The sequence below is a fragment of the Rhodococcus sp. AD45-ID genome, from assembly GCF_003023755.1.
In the GTDB taxonomy this organism is placed as follows: domain Bacteria; phylum Actinomycetota; class Actinomycetes; order Mycobacteriales; family Mycobacteriaceae; genus Rhodococcus_F; species Rhodococcus_F globerula.
Window position 1 is genome coordinate 3,283,612 of the sequence record NZ_PYHL01000001.1, and the last position, 15,664, is coordinate 3,299,275.

16 protein-coding genes are annotated in these 15,664 nt (G+C 61.0%); 11 read left to right on the plus strand and 5 right to left on the minus strand.

Annotation, left to right across the window (positions count from 1 at the left end; translation table 11 throughout):
* Positions 1-141 precede the first annotated feature (141 nt).
* The 10 genes from amt to C7T36_RS15075 all read left to right on the plus strand — a co-directional run bounded on the left by amt (position 142) and on the right by C7T36_RS15075 (position 9,448).
* Positions 142-1,818 carry an ammonium transporter gene (gene amt / locus C7T36_RS15030; RefSeq protein WP_033235128.1) on the plus strand — a complete coding sequence of 559 codons (1,677 nt, stop codon included), beginning with the start codon at positions 142-144 and terminating at the stop codon, positions 1,816-1,818.
* Between the two features lie 58 nt (positions 1,819-1,876).
* The gene (locus C7T36_RS15035) at positions 1,877-2,179 is read left to right on the plus strand and encodes an urease subunit gamma (protein ID WP_033235127.1); all 303 of its coding nucleotides are present in this window, start codon (positions 1,877-1,879) and stop codon (positions 2,177-2,179) included.
* Between the two features lie 45 nt (positions 2,180-2,224).
* Complete coding sequence (locus tag C7T36_RS15040; RefSeq protein WP_033235126.1) at positions 2,225-2,662, plus strand: urease subunit beta; 438 nt, start codon at positions 2,225-2,227, stop codon at positions 2,660-2,662.
* 35 nt (positions 2,663-2,697) lie between these two features.
* Positions 2,698-4,416: an urease subunit alpha gene (locus C7T36_RS15045; RefSeq protein ID WP_033235125.1), complete on the plus strand. Its 1,719-nt coding sequence runs from the start codon at positions 2,698-2,700 to the stop codon at positions 4,414-4,416.
* 9 nt (positions 4,417-4,425) lie between these two features.
* Positions 4,426-5,046 carry an urease accessory protein UreE gene (gene ureE / locus C7T36_RS15050; RefSeq protein WP_230590192.1) on the plus strand — a complete coding sequence of 207 codons (621 nt, stop codon included), beginning with the start codon at positions 4,426-4,428 and terminating at the stop codon, positions 5,044-5,046.
* A complete protein-coding gene (locus C7T36_RS15055; protein WP_033235123.1) occupies positions 5,030-5,743 on the plus strand; it encodes an urease accessory protein UreF in 714 nt (237 codons plus the stop codon). Before ureE ends, C7T36_RS15055 begins: the two co-directional genes overlap by 17 nt.
* A gap of 10 nt (positions 5,744-5,753) precedes the next feature.
* A complete protein-coding gene (ureG, locus tag C7T36_RS15060; protein WP_033235122.1) occupies positions 5,754-6,395 on the plus strand; it encodes an urease accessory protein UreG in 642 nt (213 codons plus the stop codon).
* Complete coding sequence (locus C7T36_RS15065) at positions 6,392-7,351, plus strand: urease accessory protein UreD (RefSeq protein WP_045066392.1); 960 nt, start codon at positions 6,392-6,394, stop codon at positions 7,349-7,351. Before ureG ends, C7T36_RS15065 begins: the two co-directional genes overlap by 4 nt.
* A gap of 37 nt (positions 7,352-7,388) precedes the next feature.
* The gene (yut, locus tag C7T36_RS15070) at positions 7,389-8,432 is read left to right on the plus strand and encodes an urea transporter (RefSeq protein WP_033235121.1); all 1,044 of its coding nucleotides are present in this window, start codon (positions 7,389-7,391) and stop codon (positions 8,430-8,432) included.
* An 89-nt stretch (positions 8,433-8,521) separates the two neighbouring features.
* Complete coding sequence (locus C7T36_RS15075) at positions 8,522-9,448, plus strand: D-isomer specific 2-hydroxyacid dehydrogenase family protein (RefSeq protein WP_045066394.1); 927 nt, start codon at positions 8,522-8,524, stop codon at positions 9,446-9,448.
* Between the two features lie 6 nt (positions 9,449-9,454).
* On the opposite strand, the gene C7T36_RS15080 is transcribed toward C7T36_RS15075, so the two are convergent.
* Both C7T36_RS15080 and C7T36_RS15085 read right to left on the minus strand, forming a co-directional pair.
* Positions 9,455-9,859, minus strand: a complete 405-nt coding sequence (locus C7T36_RS15080) for a DUF4259 domain-containing protein (RefSeq protein WP_045066395.1) — start codon at positions 9,857-9,859, stop codon at positions 9,455-9,457.
* 27 nt (positions 9,860-9,886) lie between these two features.
* The gene (locus C7T36_RS15085; RefSeq protein WP_045066397.1) at positions 9,887-10,504 is read right to left on the minus strand and encodes a LysE family translocator; all 618 of its coding nucleotides are present in this window, start codon (positions 10,502-10,504) and stop codon (positions 9,887-9,889) included.
* 359 nt (positions 10,505-10,863) lie between these two features.
* Here C7T36_RS15085 and C7T36_RS15090 point away from each other — a divergent pair, with 359 nt between their 5' ends.
* Complete coding sequence (locus C7T36_RS15090) at positions 10,864-11,859, plus strand: alpha/beta hydrolase family protein (protein ID WP_045066400.1); 996 nt, start codon at positions 10,864-10,866, stop codon at positions 11,857-11,859.
* A 4-nt stretch (positions 11,860-11,863) separates the two neighbouring features.
* Here the strand turns inward: C7T36_RS15090 and C7T36_RS15095 are convergent, their stop codons facing one another.
* From C7T36_RS15095 to hisC, 3 genes are all read right to left on the minus strand, one after another.
* The gene (locus C7T36_RS15095; RefSeq protein ID WP_045066402.1) at positions 11,864-12,733 is read right to left on the minus strand and encodes an MYG1 family protein; all 870 of its coding nucleotides are present in this window, start codon (positions 12,731-12,733) and stop codon (positions 11,864-11,866) included.
* A gap of 36 nt (positions 12,734-12,769) precedes the next feature.
* Entirely contained in the window at positions 12,770-14,452 is a 1,683-nt protein-coding gene (locus tag C7T36_RS15100; RefSeq protein WP_045066403.1) for a bifunctional UDP-sugar hydrolase/5'-nucleotidase, read from the minus strand.
* A 100-nt stretch (positions 14,453-14,552) separates the two neighbouring features.
* Positions 14,553-15,629, minus strand: coding sequence for a histidinol-phosphate transaminase (gene hisC, locus C7T36_RS15105; protein ID WP_045066851.1), 1,077 nt, complete (start codon positions 15,627-15,629; stop codon positions 14,553-14,555).
* Between the last annotated feature and the right edge of the window lie 35 nt (positions 15,630-15,664).

Genomic DNA, 15,664 nt, shown 5'->3' on the forward strand with positions numbered 1-15,664 from the left:
TCGGTACGAAATGTGCAACCATGGCACCGGCGCCTTCGGTTGGATATTCGCTGTCGGTGTTAACCGCGCACCGTCGTTCGTACGCGTAACGAGAAAAATCGAGACCTATTACGGTCTTATTACTCGGAGGTGGTTTTACCGATGCTCGCCGAACCCGTTATAAATAGTGGTGACACGGCCTGGGTGCTCATTTCCGCAGGGCTTGTCCTCTTTATGGTTCCAGGTCTCGCGTTCTTCTACGCTGGATTGGTGCGCGGCAGTAACGCGCTGGTGATGTTGCAGCAGAACCTGGTTCCGCTCGGCTTGGTGTCCATCACCTGGGTTGTCTTCGGCTACAGCTTTGCGTTCAGCGGCGACTGGGGATCCGGCTTCCTCGGCGACTTGAAACTCTTCGGCTTGCAGGACATTCACACCGCAGCCGCGCCGGGATTCCACTTGATCGAGGGGGCTGTTGCAGTCCCGACCTTGGCGTTTGTCGCCTATCAGATGATGTTCGCGATCATCACGCCTGCTTTGATCACCGGTGCCACGGCAAACCGTCTCAAGCCGTTGGGGTGGGCTGTTCTCCTTGTTCTGTGGTCGATCATCGTCTATCCCCCGATCGCCCACTGGCTCTTCAATCCTGAAGGCTGGTTGGCGCTCCGTGGGGCGCAGGACTGGGCCGGCGGAATCGTCGTCCACGCGTCGGCGGGCGCCGCAGCACTCGCGATCTTGTTGGTTGTCGGCAAACGCCCGGGCTGGCCGAACGCGGAAGCCGTTCCTCACTCCGTTCCGTTGGCTCTGGTCGGCGCTGGCATCTTGTGGTTCGGCTGGTTCGGTTTCAACGCCGGCGACGGTCTGGCTGCGGATGGTGTTGCGGCGCAAGCCTTGATCAACACTCACATTGCCGCTGCCGGCGGCATGGTCGTCTGGCTGGTCATCGAGCGATACACCGAGGGTAAAGCCACGGCGATCGGTGGAATCACCGGCGCGGTCGGAGGTTTGGCGACCATCACACCCTGCGCGGGCTTCGTGAGTACGTTCTCCGCCTTGGCAATTGGTGTGCTTGCCGGATTGATCTGCCACTTCGGATTGGCGCTCAAGTCCATTTTCAAGTTCGACGACGCACTCGACGTCATCGCCGTCCACTTTGTCGGCGGCATCCTCGGATCGCTGCTTCTCGGTTTGTTTGCAGAGAAGGCGATCAACCCGATCGGCCGCGACGGACTTCTGTTCGGTGGCGGCCTCGGTCTACTCGGTGAGCAGGCTTTGGCTCTGATCACCGTCATCGCCTTCTCGTTTGTCGTGACCTGGTTGATCGCCATGGGAATCGAGAAGACGATCGGGCTCAAGCTGGCTCCGAAAGACCAGGTGAATATCGACCGTCGTCAGCAAGGCATGGACGCCTACCGCTACAACCCGGCGTTTGTCGAAGCAGGTGGAGCACCGCAATCGACCGGGTTCGACGGGGGAGTCGTAGCCGACGGAGAAAAGCTTGCTCCACATCCCGATGCGCCGAAGCATGAACTGATCACTGCGGTCCTCCAGACCATCGAGTCGGAGAAGTTGCGTGAGGCATTGCTGGCTGCGGGAGCGGAGTCGATCGTGGTTTCGGAAGCCCATGTGTCCGCGAGTGATTCGGATTCTCTCAAGTTCCGCGGCCAACGCAACGACGTCGTCTTCACCGACCGATTGCGGGTCGAAGTTCTTGTACCGTCCGACCGCGCCAAAGCCGTGCTCGACGCAATCAACCGGCACTCCCTCGGAAGGAGGAGCGGATTTGTGCAGCAATCCGCGGAACCGTTGTCGGGGTCGAGCGCACCCGGTACCGGGACCTGACCAGCTTTCCAGCTGACCACACGGAAGTGAAGAGTATGAGCGAGAAGGAGTTGTCGGAATGCATCTGACACCGAGAGAACTCGACAAGCTGACGATCCTCATGTTGGCTGACGTGGCTCTGCGACGAAAAGCAAAGGGGCTCAAGCTTAATCACCCGGAGTCGGTAGCTGTCATCACGGCGGCTGCATTGGAGGGTGCTCGCGAGGGGAAAACTCTCGAGGAAGTCATGGCGGACGCGTCGCACGCATTGACCGTCGACGACGTCATGGACGGTGTCGCGGACATGATTCCGCGCGTGCAGGTCGAGGCGGTGTTCCTCGACGGTAGCCGCCTCGTCACCGTGCATTCGCCCATCCAGTAGCCGTAACGAACTCAGGCCGAAAGACCAACTCAGGAGCACCCGAAGATGGCAACAAAATCATCGAAGAAGAATTCCGGCGACGAGAAGAAGGTTCCAGTCGGGGGATACGTCCTGCGGGATGAACCGATCGAGATCAACGAAGGTCGGCCGCGTCTGAAGCTGCGTGTGCGAAATACGGGTGACCGGCCCATTCAAGTGGGATCGCACTATCACTTCATGGAGGTCAATCGAGCATTGTCCTTCGATCGCGAGAAGGCGTTCGGCTGGCGTCTGGACATCCCGGCCGGTACTGCCGTGCGCTTTGAACCGGGAGACGAGAAGGAAGTGACGTTGGTGCCGTTCGGCGGCAAGCAGCGCGCCCACGGATTCAACAGTTTGGTGGACGGTTGGGCTCCCACGCACGCCGCGTATCGCCCGCGCTTGCCCCGTGCCGTCGCTCTTGCAGATGAGCTCGGCTTCTTGTCCGAACCACAATCCGACTGAGCCTCGTTCACGGTGGCCGAAGGAGAGCAATACTCATGACAAGCATTTCACGGCAAGAGTATTCGGGCCTGTTCGGTGTCACGAAAGGTGACCAGATCAGGCTCGGCAACACGGACCTGTACATCGAGGTCGAGGAAGATCTTCGAACCATCGGTGATGAGTCGATCTACGGCGGCGGCAAGACTCTGCGCGACGGTATGGGCCAGGATCCGGCGTCGTGTAGTCGCGATGGCGCACTCGATCTGGTGATCACCAACGTCGTGATCCTCGACGCCACGATCGGCGTCGTCAAAGCCGATGTCGGTATCAAGGACGGCAAAATCGTCGGGTGGGGCAAGGCCGGCAACTCGAGCACGATGGACGGGGTGACGCCGGGACTCACGACGGGACCGGCAACGGATGCCATCTCCGGTGAGCAGCTGATTCTGACTGCCGCTGGTATTGATCCGCACGTCCACCTCGTTTCTCCTCAGCAGGCGTACCACGCGCTCAGTGGTGGTGTGACGACGCTGATCGGCGGCGGTATCGGGCCGTCGGACGGTACCAACGGCACCACCATCACCTCGGGTATCTGGAACATGGAGATGATGCTCAAGGCCAATGAGGGTCTTCCCGTCAACATCGCCATGTTGGGTAAGGGCAACTCGTCCGGCTATCCGTCTTTGATCGAGCAGATCAAGGCAGGTGCCGCGGGATTGAAGGTCCACGAGGACTGGGGCGCAACACCAGCCGCGATCCGGGCGTCGCTGCGTGCGGCCGACGAGATGGATGTTCAGGTTGCCATACACACGGATACGTTGAACGAGGCCGGCTATGTCGAAGACACCATTGCGGCATTCGAGGGCCGCACCATTCACACCTATCACAGTGAGGGCGCCGGCGGCGGCCATGCACCGGATATCCTGAGGGTGACCGGTGAGGACAACGTTCTTCCAGCGTCGACCAACCCGACGTTGCCGTACGGCATCAACACGCAAGCCGAGTTGTTCGACATGATCATGGTTTGTCACAACCTCAATCCCAAAGTGCCGTCCGATGTTTCGTTTGCCGAGTCACGCGTTCGCGCGGAGACGATCGGTGCGGAGAACGTGCTGCAGGATATGGGGGTCATCTCGATGTTCTCGAGCGACTCGCAGGCAATGGGCCGTGTCGGGGAGAACTGGCTCCGGGCGATCCAGACAGCCGACTGCATGAAACGTGCCCGGGGAAAGCTGCCGGAGGACTCCAAGACGCACGACAACTTCCGGGTCCTACGGTACGTCGCGAAGACGACGATCAACCCGGCCCTGACATTCGGGTTGTCCCATGTCATTGGTTCCATCGCGCCGGGAAAAATGGCGGATCTTGTTCTCTGGGAACCCGCTTTCTTCGGTGCGAAGCCTAAAATGATCATCAAGAACGGAATGATCAGTTGGCACGCCATGGGAGATCCGAACGCATCGTTACCGACCCCGCAGCCGGTGATCTACCGGCCGATGTTCGGTGGGTTCGGTAAGGCCCTGCCCGAGAGTTCGGTGTCGTTTGTGTCCCAGGCCGCGTTGGATGACGGCATCAAGGATCGACTAGGACTCGAGCGTCAAGTTCTTGCCGTCGAGGGCACTCGCACCGTGACCAAACGCGACCTCGTGCGAAACTCTGCCACTCCGGAGATCAAGGTCGATCCGGAGACCTTCGCGGTGACGGCGGACGGCGTTCACGCCTACGTCGAACCGGCCGAATCCATTCGCCTGAACCAACTTTACTTCTTCAGTTAGGGGACTCCTGTGTCTGAAACAATCGCACACACTCACGGCGAGATGACGGCGCCGACAGGCAAGCCTGCTCGAGTCGACGCGCTGCTCGGGAAGGAGACTGACGAAGAGTGGGCCGGTCGACTCGAGAAGGCAGTAATCGACGTACTTTCACTCGATCAGTGGGAAGCGCAGAAGAGCCGGTTGCGACGCACGACTGTGGGCGGACGTGAGTTGGCGGTGTCACTCGACCGCGGTGTTCAGTTGCAGGACGGCGACATTCTGCTGTGGGACGAGCCGGAGAACACCGTCGTTGTCGCGCGGATCAACCTCAAGGACGTTCTCGAGATCGACCTCAGTGCATTGCTCGACGTGACACCGGAGAAGATGATCCAGACGTGTCTCGAGTTGGGTCACGCTGTGGGTAACCAGCATTGGCCGGCAGTGGTGAAGGGAATGAAGGTCTATGTTCCGCTGACGGTAGACAAGGCGGTCATGGGTTCGGTGATGCGCACCCATGCGTTCGAGGGCATCGAGTACACCTTCATTCCTGGCTCCGAGGTCATTCCCTACATTGCTCCGCACGAGGCACGCCGACTGTTCGGTGCGGCAGCGCGCGAGGGTGAGGGGCATACCCATGACCCCCTCGTGTGAAGGGTCGCAGCTGACCATCAACCGTGCGATGCGGATGATGCAGTTTTCCGATTCGATGTTCCCGGTCGGTTCCTTCTCGTTCTCGAACGGGTTGGAATCGGCCGTGGCGCAAGGAATTGTCACCGATGCTCCGTCGTTGCGGGAATTTGTTCTCTCGGCCGCGCATCAGGGTGCGACATGCGATGGTATCGCCGTGCTGGCCGCCCACCGGGGGGCGTCGGGCGGTAATTTCTCGGCGATTCTGGCGGCGGATCATGCCGTGATCGAACGCAAACTCAACGAAGAGTCCCGAACGATGACTACCCGGATGGGTAAGAAACTGGCGGAGCTCGGCGGCCGACTCGCCGGTGAGACGTTGTTCGGCAAGTGGCTATCGGCGATCGAGGCTGGAGAAACCCCCGGCACGTATCCGGCGGGTCTCGGAATTGCCTTCGCGGAGATGGGTTCTCCGGAGCATGATGCCTTTACCGTTCATCAGTACGGTGTGGCGATGACGTTGCTCGGTGCGGCGCTCCGTATCGTTCGGGTAGATCACCTTGCCACGCAGGAGATTCTGTTCGAGGTGAATCAATCCGCCGACGGCGAGTATGCGGCCGTTCGCGAGTACGGGCTTGATGACATGTCCAACTTTTCCCCGATGATCGACATTCTGGCAGCGGTTCACGTCAAGGCACATGTCCGAATGTTCATGAACTAGAAGGAGAATCATGAAGAAGACAACGCGCATCGGAATCGGCGGTCCTGTGGGTTCGGGCAAGACTGCCCTCATCGAGGCGATTACGCCGGAATTCGTGAAGCGGGGAACCAGTGTACTGATCATCACCAACGACGTGGTTACCACGGAGGATGCCAAGCATGTGCGCAAGGCACTCAAAGGTGTTCTCGTGGAAGAACGTATCGTGGGAGTGGAGACTGGTGCGTGTCCCCATACCGCCGTTCGCGAGGACCCCAGTATGAACCTCGCGGCGGTCGAGGACATGGAACGCACGTTCCCGGACACGGATATCGTGTTCATCGAAAGTGGTGGTGACAACCTCACTCTGACGTTCAGTCCCGCTCTCGTCGACTATTTCATCTACGTCATCGATGTAGCTGCGGGAGATAAGATTCCGCGTAAGAACGGACCCGGGATCTCGCAGTCGGACATCCTGGTCATCAACAAGACGGATCTGGCACCGTACGTGAAGGCCGATCTGGGTGTCATGGATCGAGACTCGAAGGGAATGCGCGGTGACAAGCCGTTTGTCTTCACCAATTGCATGACCGGCGAGGGAATCAAGGAAGTGGTGGACCTCATCGTGCACGGTGTCCTCTTCGACGAAGAGGAAGTGGGAGCGAGCGCCAAGTGAGCGCTCCAGCTGCCTCGGGGGCCGCGCGGTCGCTCCCGGGGCCGATCCCGACCGTTCCGGAACTCGACCAGTACCAGGATCAGCCGAAGCAAGCCCCGGCCGGCAAGGTGGGCAAGACCGGGGTGCTCGAGATGCGTTTTGTCGATCGCGGCGACAAGACGATTCTCCGGGACATGTATCGGAAGACGCCTTTACTTGTTCAACAAGCGCTGTACTGGGACGAAGCGTTGCCGGCAATGCCGTGCGTCTACATGATCTCGACGTCCGGCAGTGTGCTGCAGGGTGATCGGCTGTTCCTGACCATCGACATGGAACCCGGATCCTTGGCGCACGTCACGACACAGTCGGCAACCAAGGTGCATCAAATGGATGCGAATCATGCGTCGCAGTTGCAGAAGGTGACCTTGGCTGAGAATTCGTATCTCGAACTGATGCCGGGTGTGACTATCCCGCACCGCAATGCGAGGTACTTCGCACGCACCGATGTCACGGTGGATCCGTCTGCAACGCTGCTATTTTCGGAAATTGTGATGCCCGGCCGTAAGTACCACAGGAGCGCCCAGTCCGATACGGAGCTGTTTGTCTACGACCTGTACTCCACCCTGATCAAGGCGCGGCGCCCGGACGGAGCGGATCTCTTCACCGAGAAACTGGTGATCGAACCGCAGCGTTTCCCGGTGCGATACAAGGGAATCACGGGGGAGTACGACGTCTTCGGCAACGTCATTCTGCTCACTCCGAAAGAGAATGCCGACGAGATACTGGAACAGGTTGTTCCGGGACCCGACGGGAAGGTCTTCTCGGGTGCGAGCCGACTACCGAACGATGCCGGGTTGATCTTCAAGGTCCTGGGTCCCGAGAGCGAACCGGTCAAAGCCAAGGTCCGTGATTTCTGGGCGCTCGTTCGAAAGTCGGTTCTGGATACCACTATTCCGCCCGTCCCGCTCTGGGGATGACGCGGTTCGCCGGGAGAAGAAGTGTGAGGGATGTGCGATGACCACCATCACCAAACCCTGGGACGATATCGCGGACAAGAACGTCGTGCTGCGATTCATCGACACCAACCTCAAGGGCTCCGGGCAGGTGATGTTTCAGGGCAATGCCCTGACCGGACTGCTGTTTCTCATCGGTATTTTCTGGGGTGCGATAGCCGCCGACACGATCACCGTGGCGATCGGCGCGGTAGTGGGTTTGGTGGTGTCCACGGTTACCGGGATGCTGCTGCATTCGGATGACGATTCGATGCGCATCGGTTTGTACGGATACAACGGAATCCTGGTCGGCGCAGCCTTTCCCACGTTCCTTGCCGGCGGCGTGATGCTGTGGATTTACCTGGTTGTCGGTGCTGCGGCGTCCACTATCGCATTTCTTGCGGTTGCCAACGTCTTCAAGACCTGGGGTGTGCCGGCGCTGACCTTTCCGTTCAACCTCGTCAACTGGTTCTTCCTTCTGGCCGCCTTCCAGTTCCTGCGGATCGAAACGTCGGACCTCAGTGCCGCACAGTTCCCGCAGCACATCGGGGATTCATCGGTTCACGCCGACATCACGTTCGGCTTCCTCTGGGACACACTGTTTCGCAACGTCTCCCAGATATTTCTGATCAACAACACCATCACCGGAATCATCTTCGTGGTCGCCTTGCTCGTTGCGTCCCGGTGGGCGGCGGTGTTCGCCCTCATCGGTTCCGCCGTAGCGATCGGTTCGGTACTTGCGCTCGGCGCAAACACCGTCGACATCGGTAACGGCCTCTACGGGCTCAGCTCGGTGTTGACGGCTATCGCCTTGGGGTCGGTGTTCTACAACCCGTCGTGGCGTGTGTTTGTCTACACGGTCTTCGGGGTGCTGGTGACGGTAGTCATTCACGGCACCCTGGTCTCGGCCTTCGCGCCGATCAGCCTGCCGGCGGGTACCGGTCCGTTCGTGTTTGCGACGTGGCTGTTCCTGCTACCGAAGAAGAAGTTCGTTCCCGTCCAGCACGACACCATCAAGGGCGGCGCCGCAGAGGGCAAGGACTCGATCGCGAAAGCAAACGGCTAGAGAACGGGAGATACTCTACGGTGATGGGGACATGACTGCCGTCGTCTGATCGTCCCACCGCCACTTCCCTTGAATAGAAAGCGTCTCTCATGACAGGCACCAGCACCCCTCGCATCCATCTCGGTCCCGTCGAGGATTCTCACCTTGCGGACGGGATTCGCCGAGCCGGTGGAGTGCTCGTTCCACTCGCCGAGGCCGAGGGCGTCGTCTGGGCGGATGGGCCGGACACGTTCCCGTCGTCGCTGCCCGACTCGGTTCGCTGGGTGCAGTTGCCGTTTGCCGGGATCGAGCCCTGGTTCGACGCCGGCGTCATCGACGACAAGCGGGTCTGGACGTCCGCTGCCGGCGCGTATGCGGGCAACGTGGCCGAGCACACGATGATGCTCCTCCTTGCTGGAGTGCGTTCTCTCCCCGAACAATTGGCGGCACAGTCGTGGCGTAAAGAAGAATTCGATCCGCGAGTGGGCACCCTACAGGGCTCGACTGTGGCGATCGTCGGCTGCGGTGGAATCGGTCGCGCGTTGATCCCGTACCTCGCGGCATCCAAGGTCGAGGTCATCGCGATCACCCGCTCGGGGACCCCCGTCGAAGGAGCCGTCGAAACGCTCTCGGCCGATCGCACCGGTGAAGTCTGGTCCAAGGCAGACCACTTCGTGATCGCTGCACCGTCGACGTCGGCGACCCGGCATCTGATCGGCAAGGCGGAACTGGACCAGATGTCGGAGTCGAGCTGGATCGTGAACATCGCCCGCGGAAATCTCGTCGACACGGATGCGCTGGTCGACGCCCTCGAAGCCGGATCGATCGGCGGTGCGGCACTGGACGTCACAGATCCCGAGCCGCTGCCGGACGGACACCGGTTGTGGAAGCTGCCCAACGCGATCATCACTCCGCACGTCGCCAACCCGGCTACGACGCTCACGCGCGTCCTGGCAGATCACGTGGCCGCCAACGTTGCTCGATTTGCTGCCGGTGAGGACCTCGCTGCCGTGATCGATTCGTCGGCGGGCTACTGACCTAGATCAGACCGACAGCACGCGCAGATCTTCGAGGCCGTCGACCACCGGGATCCGCCAGGCCGCAAGTTCTTCCGGTCCCTGCTCGTCCCAGAGCTCGAACAGTTCCGAGTCGGTCGACGCGATGGTGCGTTCCACCATCTCGATCAGCCACGTGAGCCGCTCGCTGGTCAAGGCGTCGGCAAAGGCGTCGAGAGCAAGTTCCTCGACGGCAGGATCCCGTTTGCGATCGGCGCGCACGATGAGCACCAATTCGAGTAAGGCAACGGCGATCTGGCCGCCGTCCACCTCGAGGTAGTCGTCCTCGAACGCCCATTCCGCGGACTCGAAGGTGAAATCACCGTGCCCGATGGATGCAATCAAATCCCCCGCACCGTCGTTCTCGAACGGTCCCGATCCCCACGCACCCACTGTTGTGCTCTTCTCTGATGTGTCGACTCAGCGCGCTTCCAGCGCGATCTTCGCTCCGAATCCTAGAAGAACCGTGCCGGTCACACGTTCAAGTGCCTGCCGCACTTTCGGCTTCTCGAAGGTGCTACGGGCGCGGGAGAGAAGCACGACGTAGGCGCTGAGCCACGCGATGGAGATCGCTGCGTGGATGATCACCAGGAGTGCGAGTGACGGACCCGTCGGCCATCCCGCTGGAACCAGTTGCGGCAGCAGGCTGGTGTAGAAGACCGCGATTTTGGGGTTGAGAAGGTTGGTGGTGAAACCGGTTTTCCAGGTACCGGCCTTCTGCGAACGCGGTGCGTCGATGCTGCGCAGTTGGGATGAACGGCTGCCCCACAGCGCTCGCGCCCCCAAATAGATCAGATAGGCAGCGCCGGCGAGTTTCACGGCGGTGTATGCCTCCGCGGAAGCGGCCAGCAACGCCGACAAGCCGAGCACGGTGAGCAAGCCCCATACGAGCAGTCCGCTGATGATGCCTACCGCTACCCGGAATCCGGACGATCGACCGCCGGTGAGCGCTGCCTGCGTCACGACGGCCATGTCCGGTCCGGGCACGAGTGTGAGGAGTGCCAGAACGGCGGCAGCGGCCAACAGGGCGGAGATCATGGACTCAGTATGGGGAGTTGCCTCCTTGTGAACAAATCATGTCGCGTTGGGTCGGAACTGCATGGACACGCCCGAAACGGCAACGGTTCGGCGAATCTGAGGACAAAGTTATCCACACTGTGTAGAACCCTGTTAGTCGAGGTAGGTGGAATAACCTTGATGTAATTCATGTAGTTGTGCACAGGTTATGCACAGTCGTGGGCTGGATGTGAATGAAGTTATCCACACCTGTGTGTGCATCGGTGGAGAACTTGCCAAGAGTGACGCATACCCGGCTTTTGATCGACTCAATCCTCCGGTCGAATCGGCAGCCACGACCGAACAGTCTGACAGGGCGTTATGTGAGAAGGTGGCCACTTATGCGGACGTCAGTGGTACTCGGAGTGATTCTCTCGGTAAGTGCATTCGGCCTCGTCGGTGTTGCGCACTCCGATACAGCTGTCGCTCACCCCGAGACAGAGATCGCTCATATCGCACGGATCGAGCAGTTGACGCCCACTCGCAGTGCAGTGTTTGTCGACTCCCTGTCGATGCGCCGTGAAGTTCAGGTTCAGGTTCTGCATCCCGTGAGCGCTCCGGGCACTCGGCCCACGTTCTATCTCCTCGACGGGGTCAGTGCCGGGTCGGAGTCGGGATACACCGAAAGTACGTGGACGCAGAACACCGACATCGAGGCGTTCTTTGCCGACAAGGACGTCAATGTGGTTCTACCGGTGGGAGGTACCGGCAGTTTTTATACCGACTGGCGCAGCGACGACCCGAACCTCGGTGTGAACAAATGGGAGTCGTTTCTGACGCGAGAGTTACCGCCCCTCATCGATGAGGCATTCGCCGGGAACGGCACCAATGTTGTCGGCGGCGTATCCATGGGCGCGCTGGCTGCGGGCAACCTGATCACTCGGAATCCGGACTTGTACACGGGATTGGCTTCGTACAGTGGGTGTCTCGACACCACGGCGCCGTACTCACAGGACTTCGTGCGCGCCACGGTTGCCAGCAAGAACGGCGACGCCACGAATATGTGGGGGCCGGCCGGGGATCCGGATTGGCGCAATCACAATCCGTCGGGCAATGCGGAGGCGTTGCGCGGCAAAACGATCTACAGCTCTGCGAGCACCGGATTGCCAGGAGCGCACAACACAGTCCTCACCATGGAAGGAGCGACGGCGATTGTCCGGGGTGGGCCGCTCGAAGCGCTCGTCCATTCGTGCACCCAGGCCTTCGAGAGCAGGCTCGAAGGCCTGGGCATCGCGGGAGTGTTTGCCTACCGGGACAGCGGAACCCATTCGTGGCCGTACTACCAAGACGCACTGCACGATTCCTGGCCGACGCTACAAACCGCGCTCGGCCGCTGAGGGTCTACGCGGCGAGAGCCAATTCCAGCAGTTTCATCGCATCGTCGCGAGTGTGCGCGGCAGCGATGAATCCGGCCTTGTGGCAGAACACAGACGAGTCGACACCGGTTTCGGCCGCCAGATCCGAACCGTTGAGGCCGCGCCACTGCTCCGGCAACAGCTTTCGTGAACCGAACTTCGAATCAGCCGGCTTGACGGTCTGAATCGACCAGCCGCCGTTGGTGTTCGGGAAGATCGTGAACAACAGCTCGGGCTGAGCCGACGCCGCCCGGCCGTGCGGAATGAAGCGTTCCAGGACGACAAATCGCGGATCCGACGCTTTGGCGTACGTGTCCGCGAACTCCTTCTCGGCCGCTGCGTCGCCGGCGTACTTGGCGCGCAAGCGAATCAGGATCTGCGTTGCGAGCGCAACCGCGAGTTCGAATTGTGTGTCGAACTCCTCGTCGGTGGACGAGATGGGATTGAACAGATCCAGAACTGCGGACAGGTCGAATGGCTTGGTGCCGAACTCGTTGAGGGTGTAGATCTCCTGACCGTTGTCGACGGCGTCGATGCCCTCGACCAGGCGGCCGTCGATGCGACGGCACACGGACTCGTCGCCGTTGCAGAACTTCAGGCCGTATTCCTGCCACAACAACCCGAAGGCCGAGTACAGGATGCCGTTGTTGCGTTCGCCCGCACCGCGCTGGTGGTGGTCGAAACGGCCGGCTGCCGGCTCGTAGCGTCCGCCGACGTCGAGCACGATGTCTGCGCTGTTCAGGACGTCCTCGTCACGGGTGCGGACGACGGTGGCGTCGGGGTACAGCTGCTTCAGGAGCGATACGCCGAAGACGTCGTCTGCGTGGAACTTGCCGTTATGGGTCGCGATGATCACCAGTCGAGACTAGGCAATCGGCTCGCTGATGCCTATTCAGCCGACCGTGCGGATGCGATCGGTGGCCGGCGGAGCAACTGGTGAGCCGGAGGTGAACAGGGCAACCAGGGCGTCGAGGTCGTTGCCCGCGCCGGTTGTTTCGATGGCGCTGCGCAGGGCTGTGAACCCGTCGCCGCCTTCGGCGAGGAACTTGTTGACCGCAACACGATAAACCGTGTCCGGGTTGATGTTTTCGCCGTTCAGGCGCATTTCCGAGACGCGTAACCCGGCGGGGGCCTTGCGGTCGAGTGTGTAGGTGAAACCAGCAGACGGGGCGAGGATTCGTTCGAACGGCAAGTATTCCGGCGAAAATTGGAACTGCTGTTCCAGCGCATCTTTCAATGCCGCCCCTGTGATGGACAGCACCTCGAGGCTGTTGCCGAACGGTTGCACCGCATGGGCCTGGCGGTAGGTCACTGTTCCGTTGTCGAGGTCTTCGCGGATTCCGCCCGGATTGGTCAGAGCGATTTGGGCTCCCCGCGCGGTGCCAGCCGCCAATTGAGCGTCGGCGATCAGGTTGCCAATGGCGGATTCTCCGCTGGAGGTCTGGTCGCGAGTCAGGTCGGCGGTGATTGTGCCGACGGGACGTTGTGCCACTTCGGCAGCCGCATTCCATGCTTGATCGGCAAGCGCTGCCGTGTCGGGGTCCGGCGAAATATCGTGTGTCACTATCTGATTGAACGACGATGTCTGATCGCGCAGGACGTCCCGAGTGGTGCGGTCGATCACGACATCCGCGACGGAGACGATGCGACCGTGCGACGCGCCCTGCATCACCACGCGGGGATTTCCGGCGGGATCGGGGTATTCGCAGTTGTACTGCTGATGACTGTCCGCGGTAAAGATGACGTCGACTTTCGGCGATGCGCGCAACGCGATGTCGCGAGCGGGACCGGACGTGACGTTGCAGTCGTTTGGCCCACCCGCAATGTCCGGTTCGTCGCCGCGGTGCAACAGCACGGTGATGGCTTTGACGCCGAAGAAGTCGAGAACGTCCGCGGTGCGATCGATTGCTTCGACCTCGTCGCCGAATTTCAGGGTCGAAACGCCGTCCGGTGCCACGATCTGAGCTGTGTTACTTGCCGCAATCGCGATCACGCCGAGGGGAACGCCGTCCACGATGTCGACCGTGAAGGGCAGCGTTGCCGGTGTGCCGTCGGTGTACGTCATGTTGGCCGCCATCAGCGGAAAATTGGCTCCGCCGAACGTGGGACTGAAGGTGCAGGCGTTCTCCGCGGAGCACCCACCCGATTCCATCCGACGGAATTCCGCGAGGCCGTCGTCGAGTTCGTGATTGCCGATCGCCGACGCATTGATCTGCATGCGGTTGAGGAGTTCGACTGTTGGTTCGTCGTTGAACATCGACGATTCCAGTGCGGACGATCCCCAGTTGTCACCCACGGAGTAGAGCAACGAATTCGACGCTTGGTTTCGCAGCTGGGACACGTACGCGGCGAGGTATGCGGCGCCGCCCGCGGGGGTGTACGAACCGTCGGCCTGCATGATTTGGCTGCGTTCGCCTTCTGGTGGCAGCAGACTGCCGTGGAGATCGTTGAACGCGAGCAACCGGACCGAGACGGTATCGGGGCTCTGGGCGCTAGCCACGCCAGTCACACTCAGGGAGGTTGCGAGGAGAGAAGTCGCGAGCACAGCACAAGCGCGTGTGATGCCTCGCGTCATACTTCGTGCTCCTTCCTCCGGGCCGGTTTCGAACCTTCCTGAGTGTGCCTGGCCGCGAGAACGAATTCTAGGGCTGGGCGTAACAGTTATGTATCAAGTGTCACGCGCTGACGCCGATTCCCGCCAAACGCTTGGCTTCGTCGGTCAAGGCAAATGCGAGGAAGGCATCGTTCTCGTCCGGATCGCCGATGGTCATGCGGACGCCCTCGGTGCCGTACTGGCGGATCAGGATGCCGGATTCGGTACTTGCATCGGCGTAGCCGGGAGAGAGTTCGCGGAGCGGCAGGTAGACAAAATTCGCCGACGATTCGGGGACGGTGTAGCCGGCCTCGATCAGTGCGGTGCGAACGCGAGTCCGCTCCGCGATGACGGCGTCGGTGCGGGCGAGGAGTTCGTCGGCTGCGGCCAGCGATGCGATGGCGGCGGTCTGCGCGAGCGCGCTCACCGAGAACGGTGTGTGGACCTTGCCGAGCGCGACGATGATCTCGGGATGGGCCACCGCGTAACCCACCCGGATACCGGCCAAGCCGTACGCCTTCGAGAACGTGCGCAGTACAACCACATTCGGGCGATTGCGGAACAGTTCGATGCCGTCCGCATCGGATCGGGAGTACTCGTAGTACGCCTCGTCGAGAGCGACGACGACGCGGGGCGGGACGGCGTTCAGGAAGCTTTCGAGTTCCGCTTTCGACAGTGCATTGCCGGTCGGGTTGTTGGGGTTGCAGATGAAGATCAGGCGCGTGCGGTCCGTGATCGCGGCGAGCATCGCGCCGAGGTCGTGCCCGAAATCCTCGGCCAGCGGGACCTTCACCGACACCGCGTGGCCAACCTGAGTCACCACCGGGTAGGCCTCGAAGGAGCGCCACGCGTAGATGACCTCGTCGCCCGGATCGCATGTGACCTGTACCAACTCTTGGCACAGCGTCACAGAGCCGCAACCAGCAGCGACGTTTGCCGGTTCAACATTCAAGAATGACGCAAGCGTCTCGATCAATGCCACCGCGCCGTTGTCGGGGTAACGATTCGCGTGTCCGACAGCTTCGGCCACGGCATCACGGACGCTGGGCAGCGGGCCAAGTGTCGTTTCGTTGCTCGCGAGTTTGATCGCACCCGGAAAATTGCGTCCGGGAACGTAGGCGGGGATCGAAGCGAGGTCGGGGCGAATGTGTGGGGTCACAGTCCGATTATGCGCGCTCTGATTCGGTGCGCTCG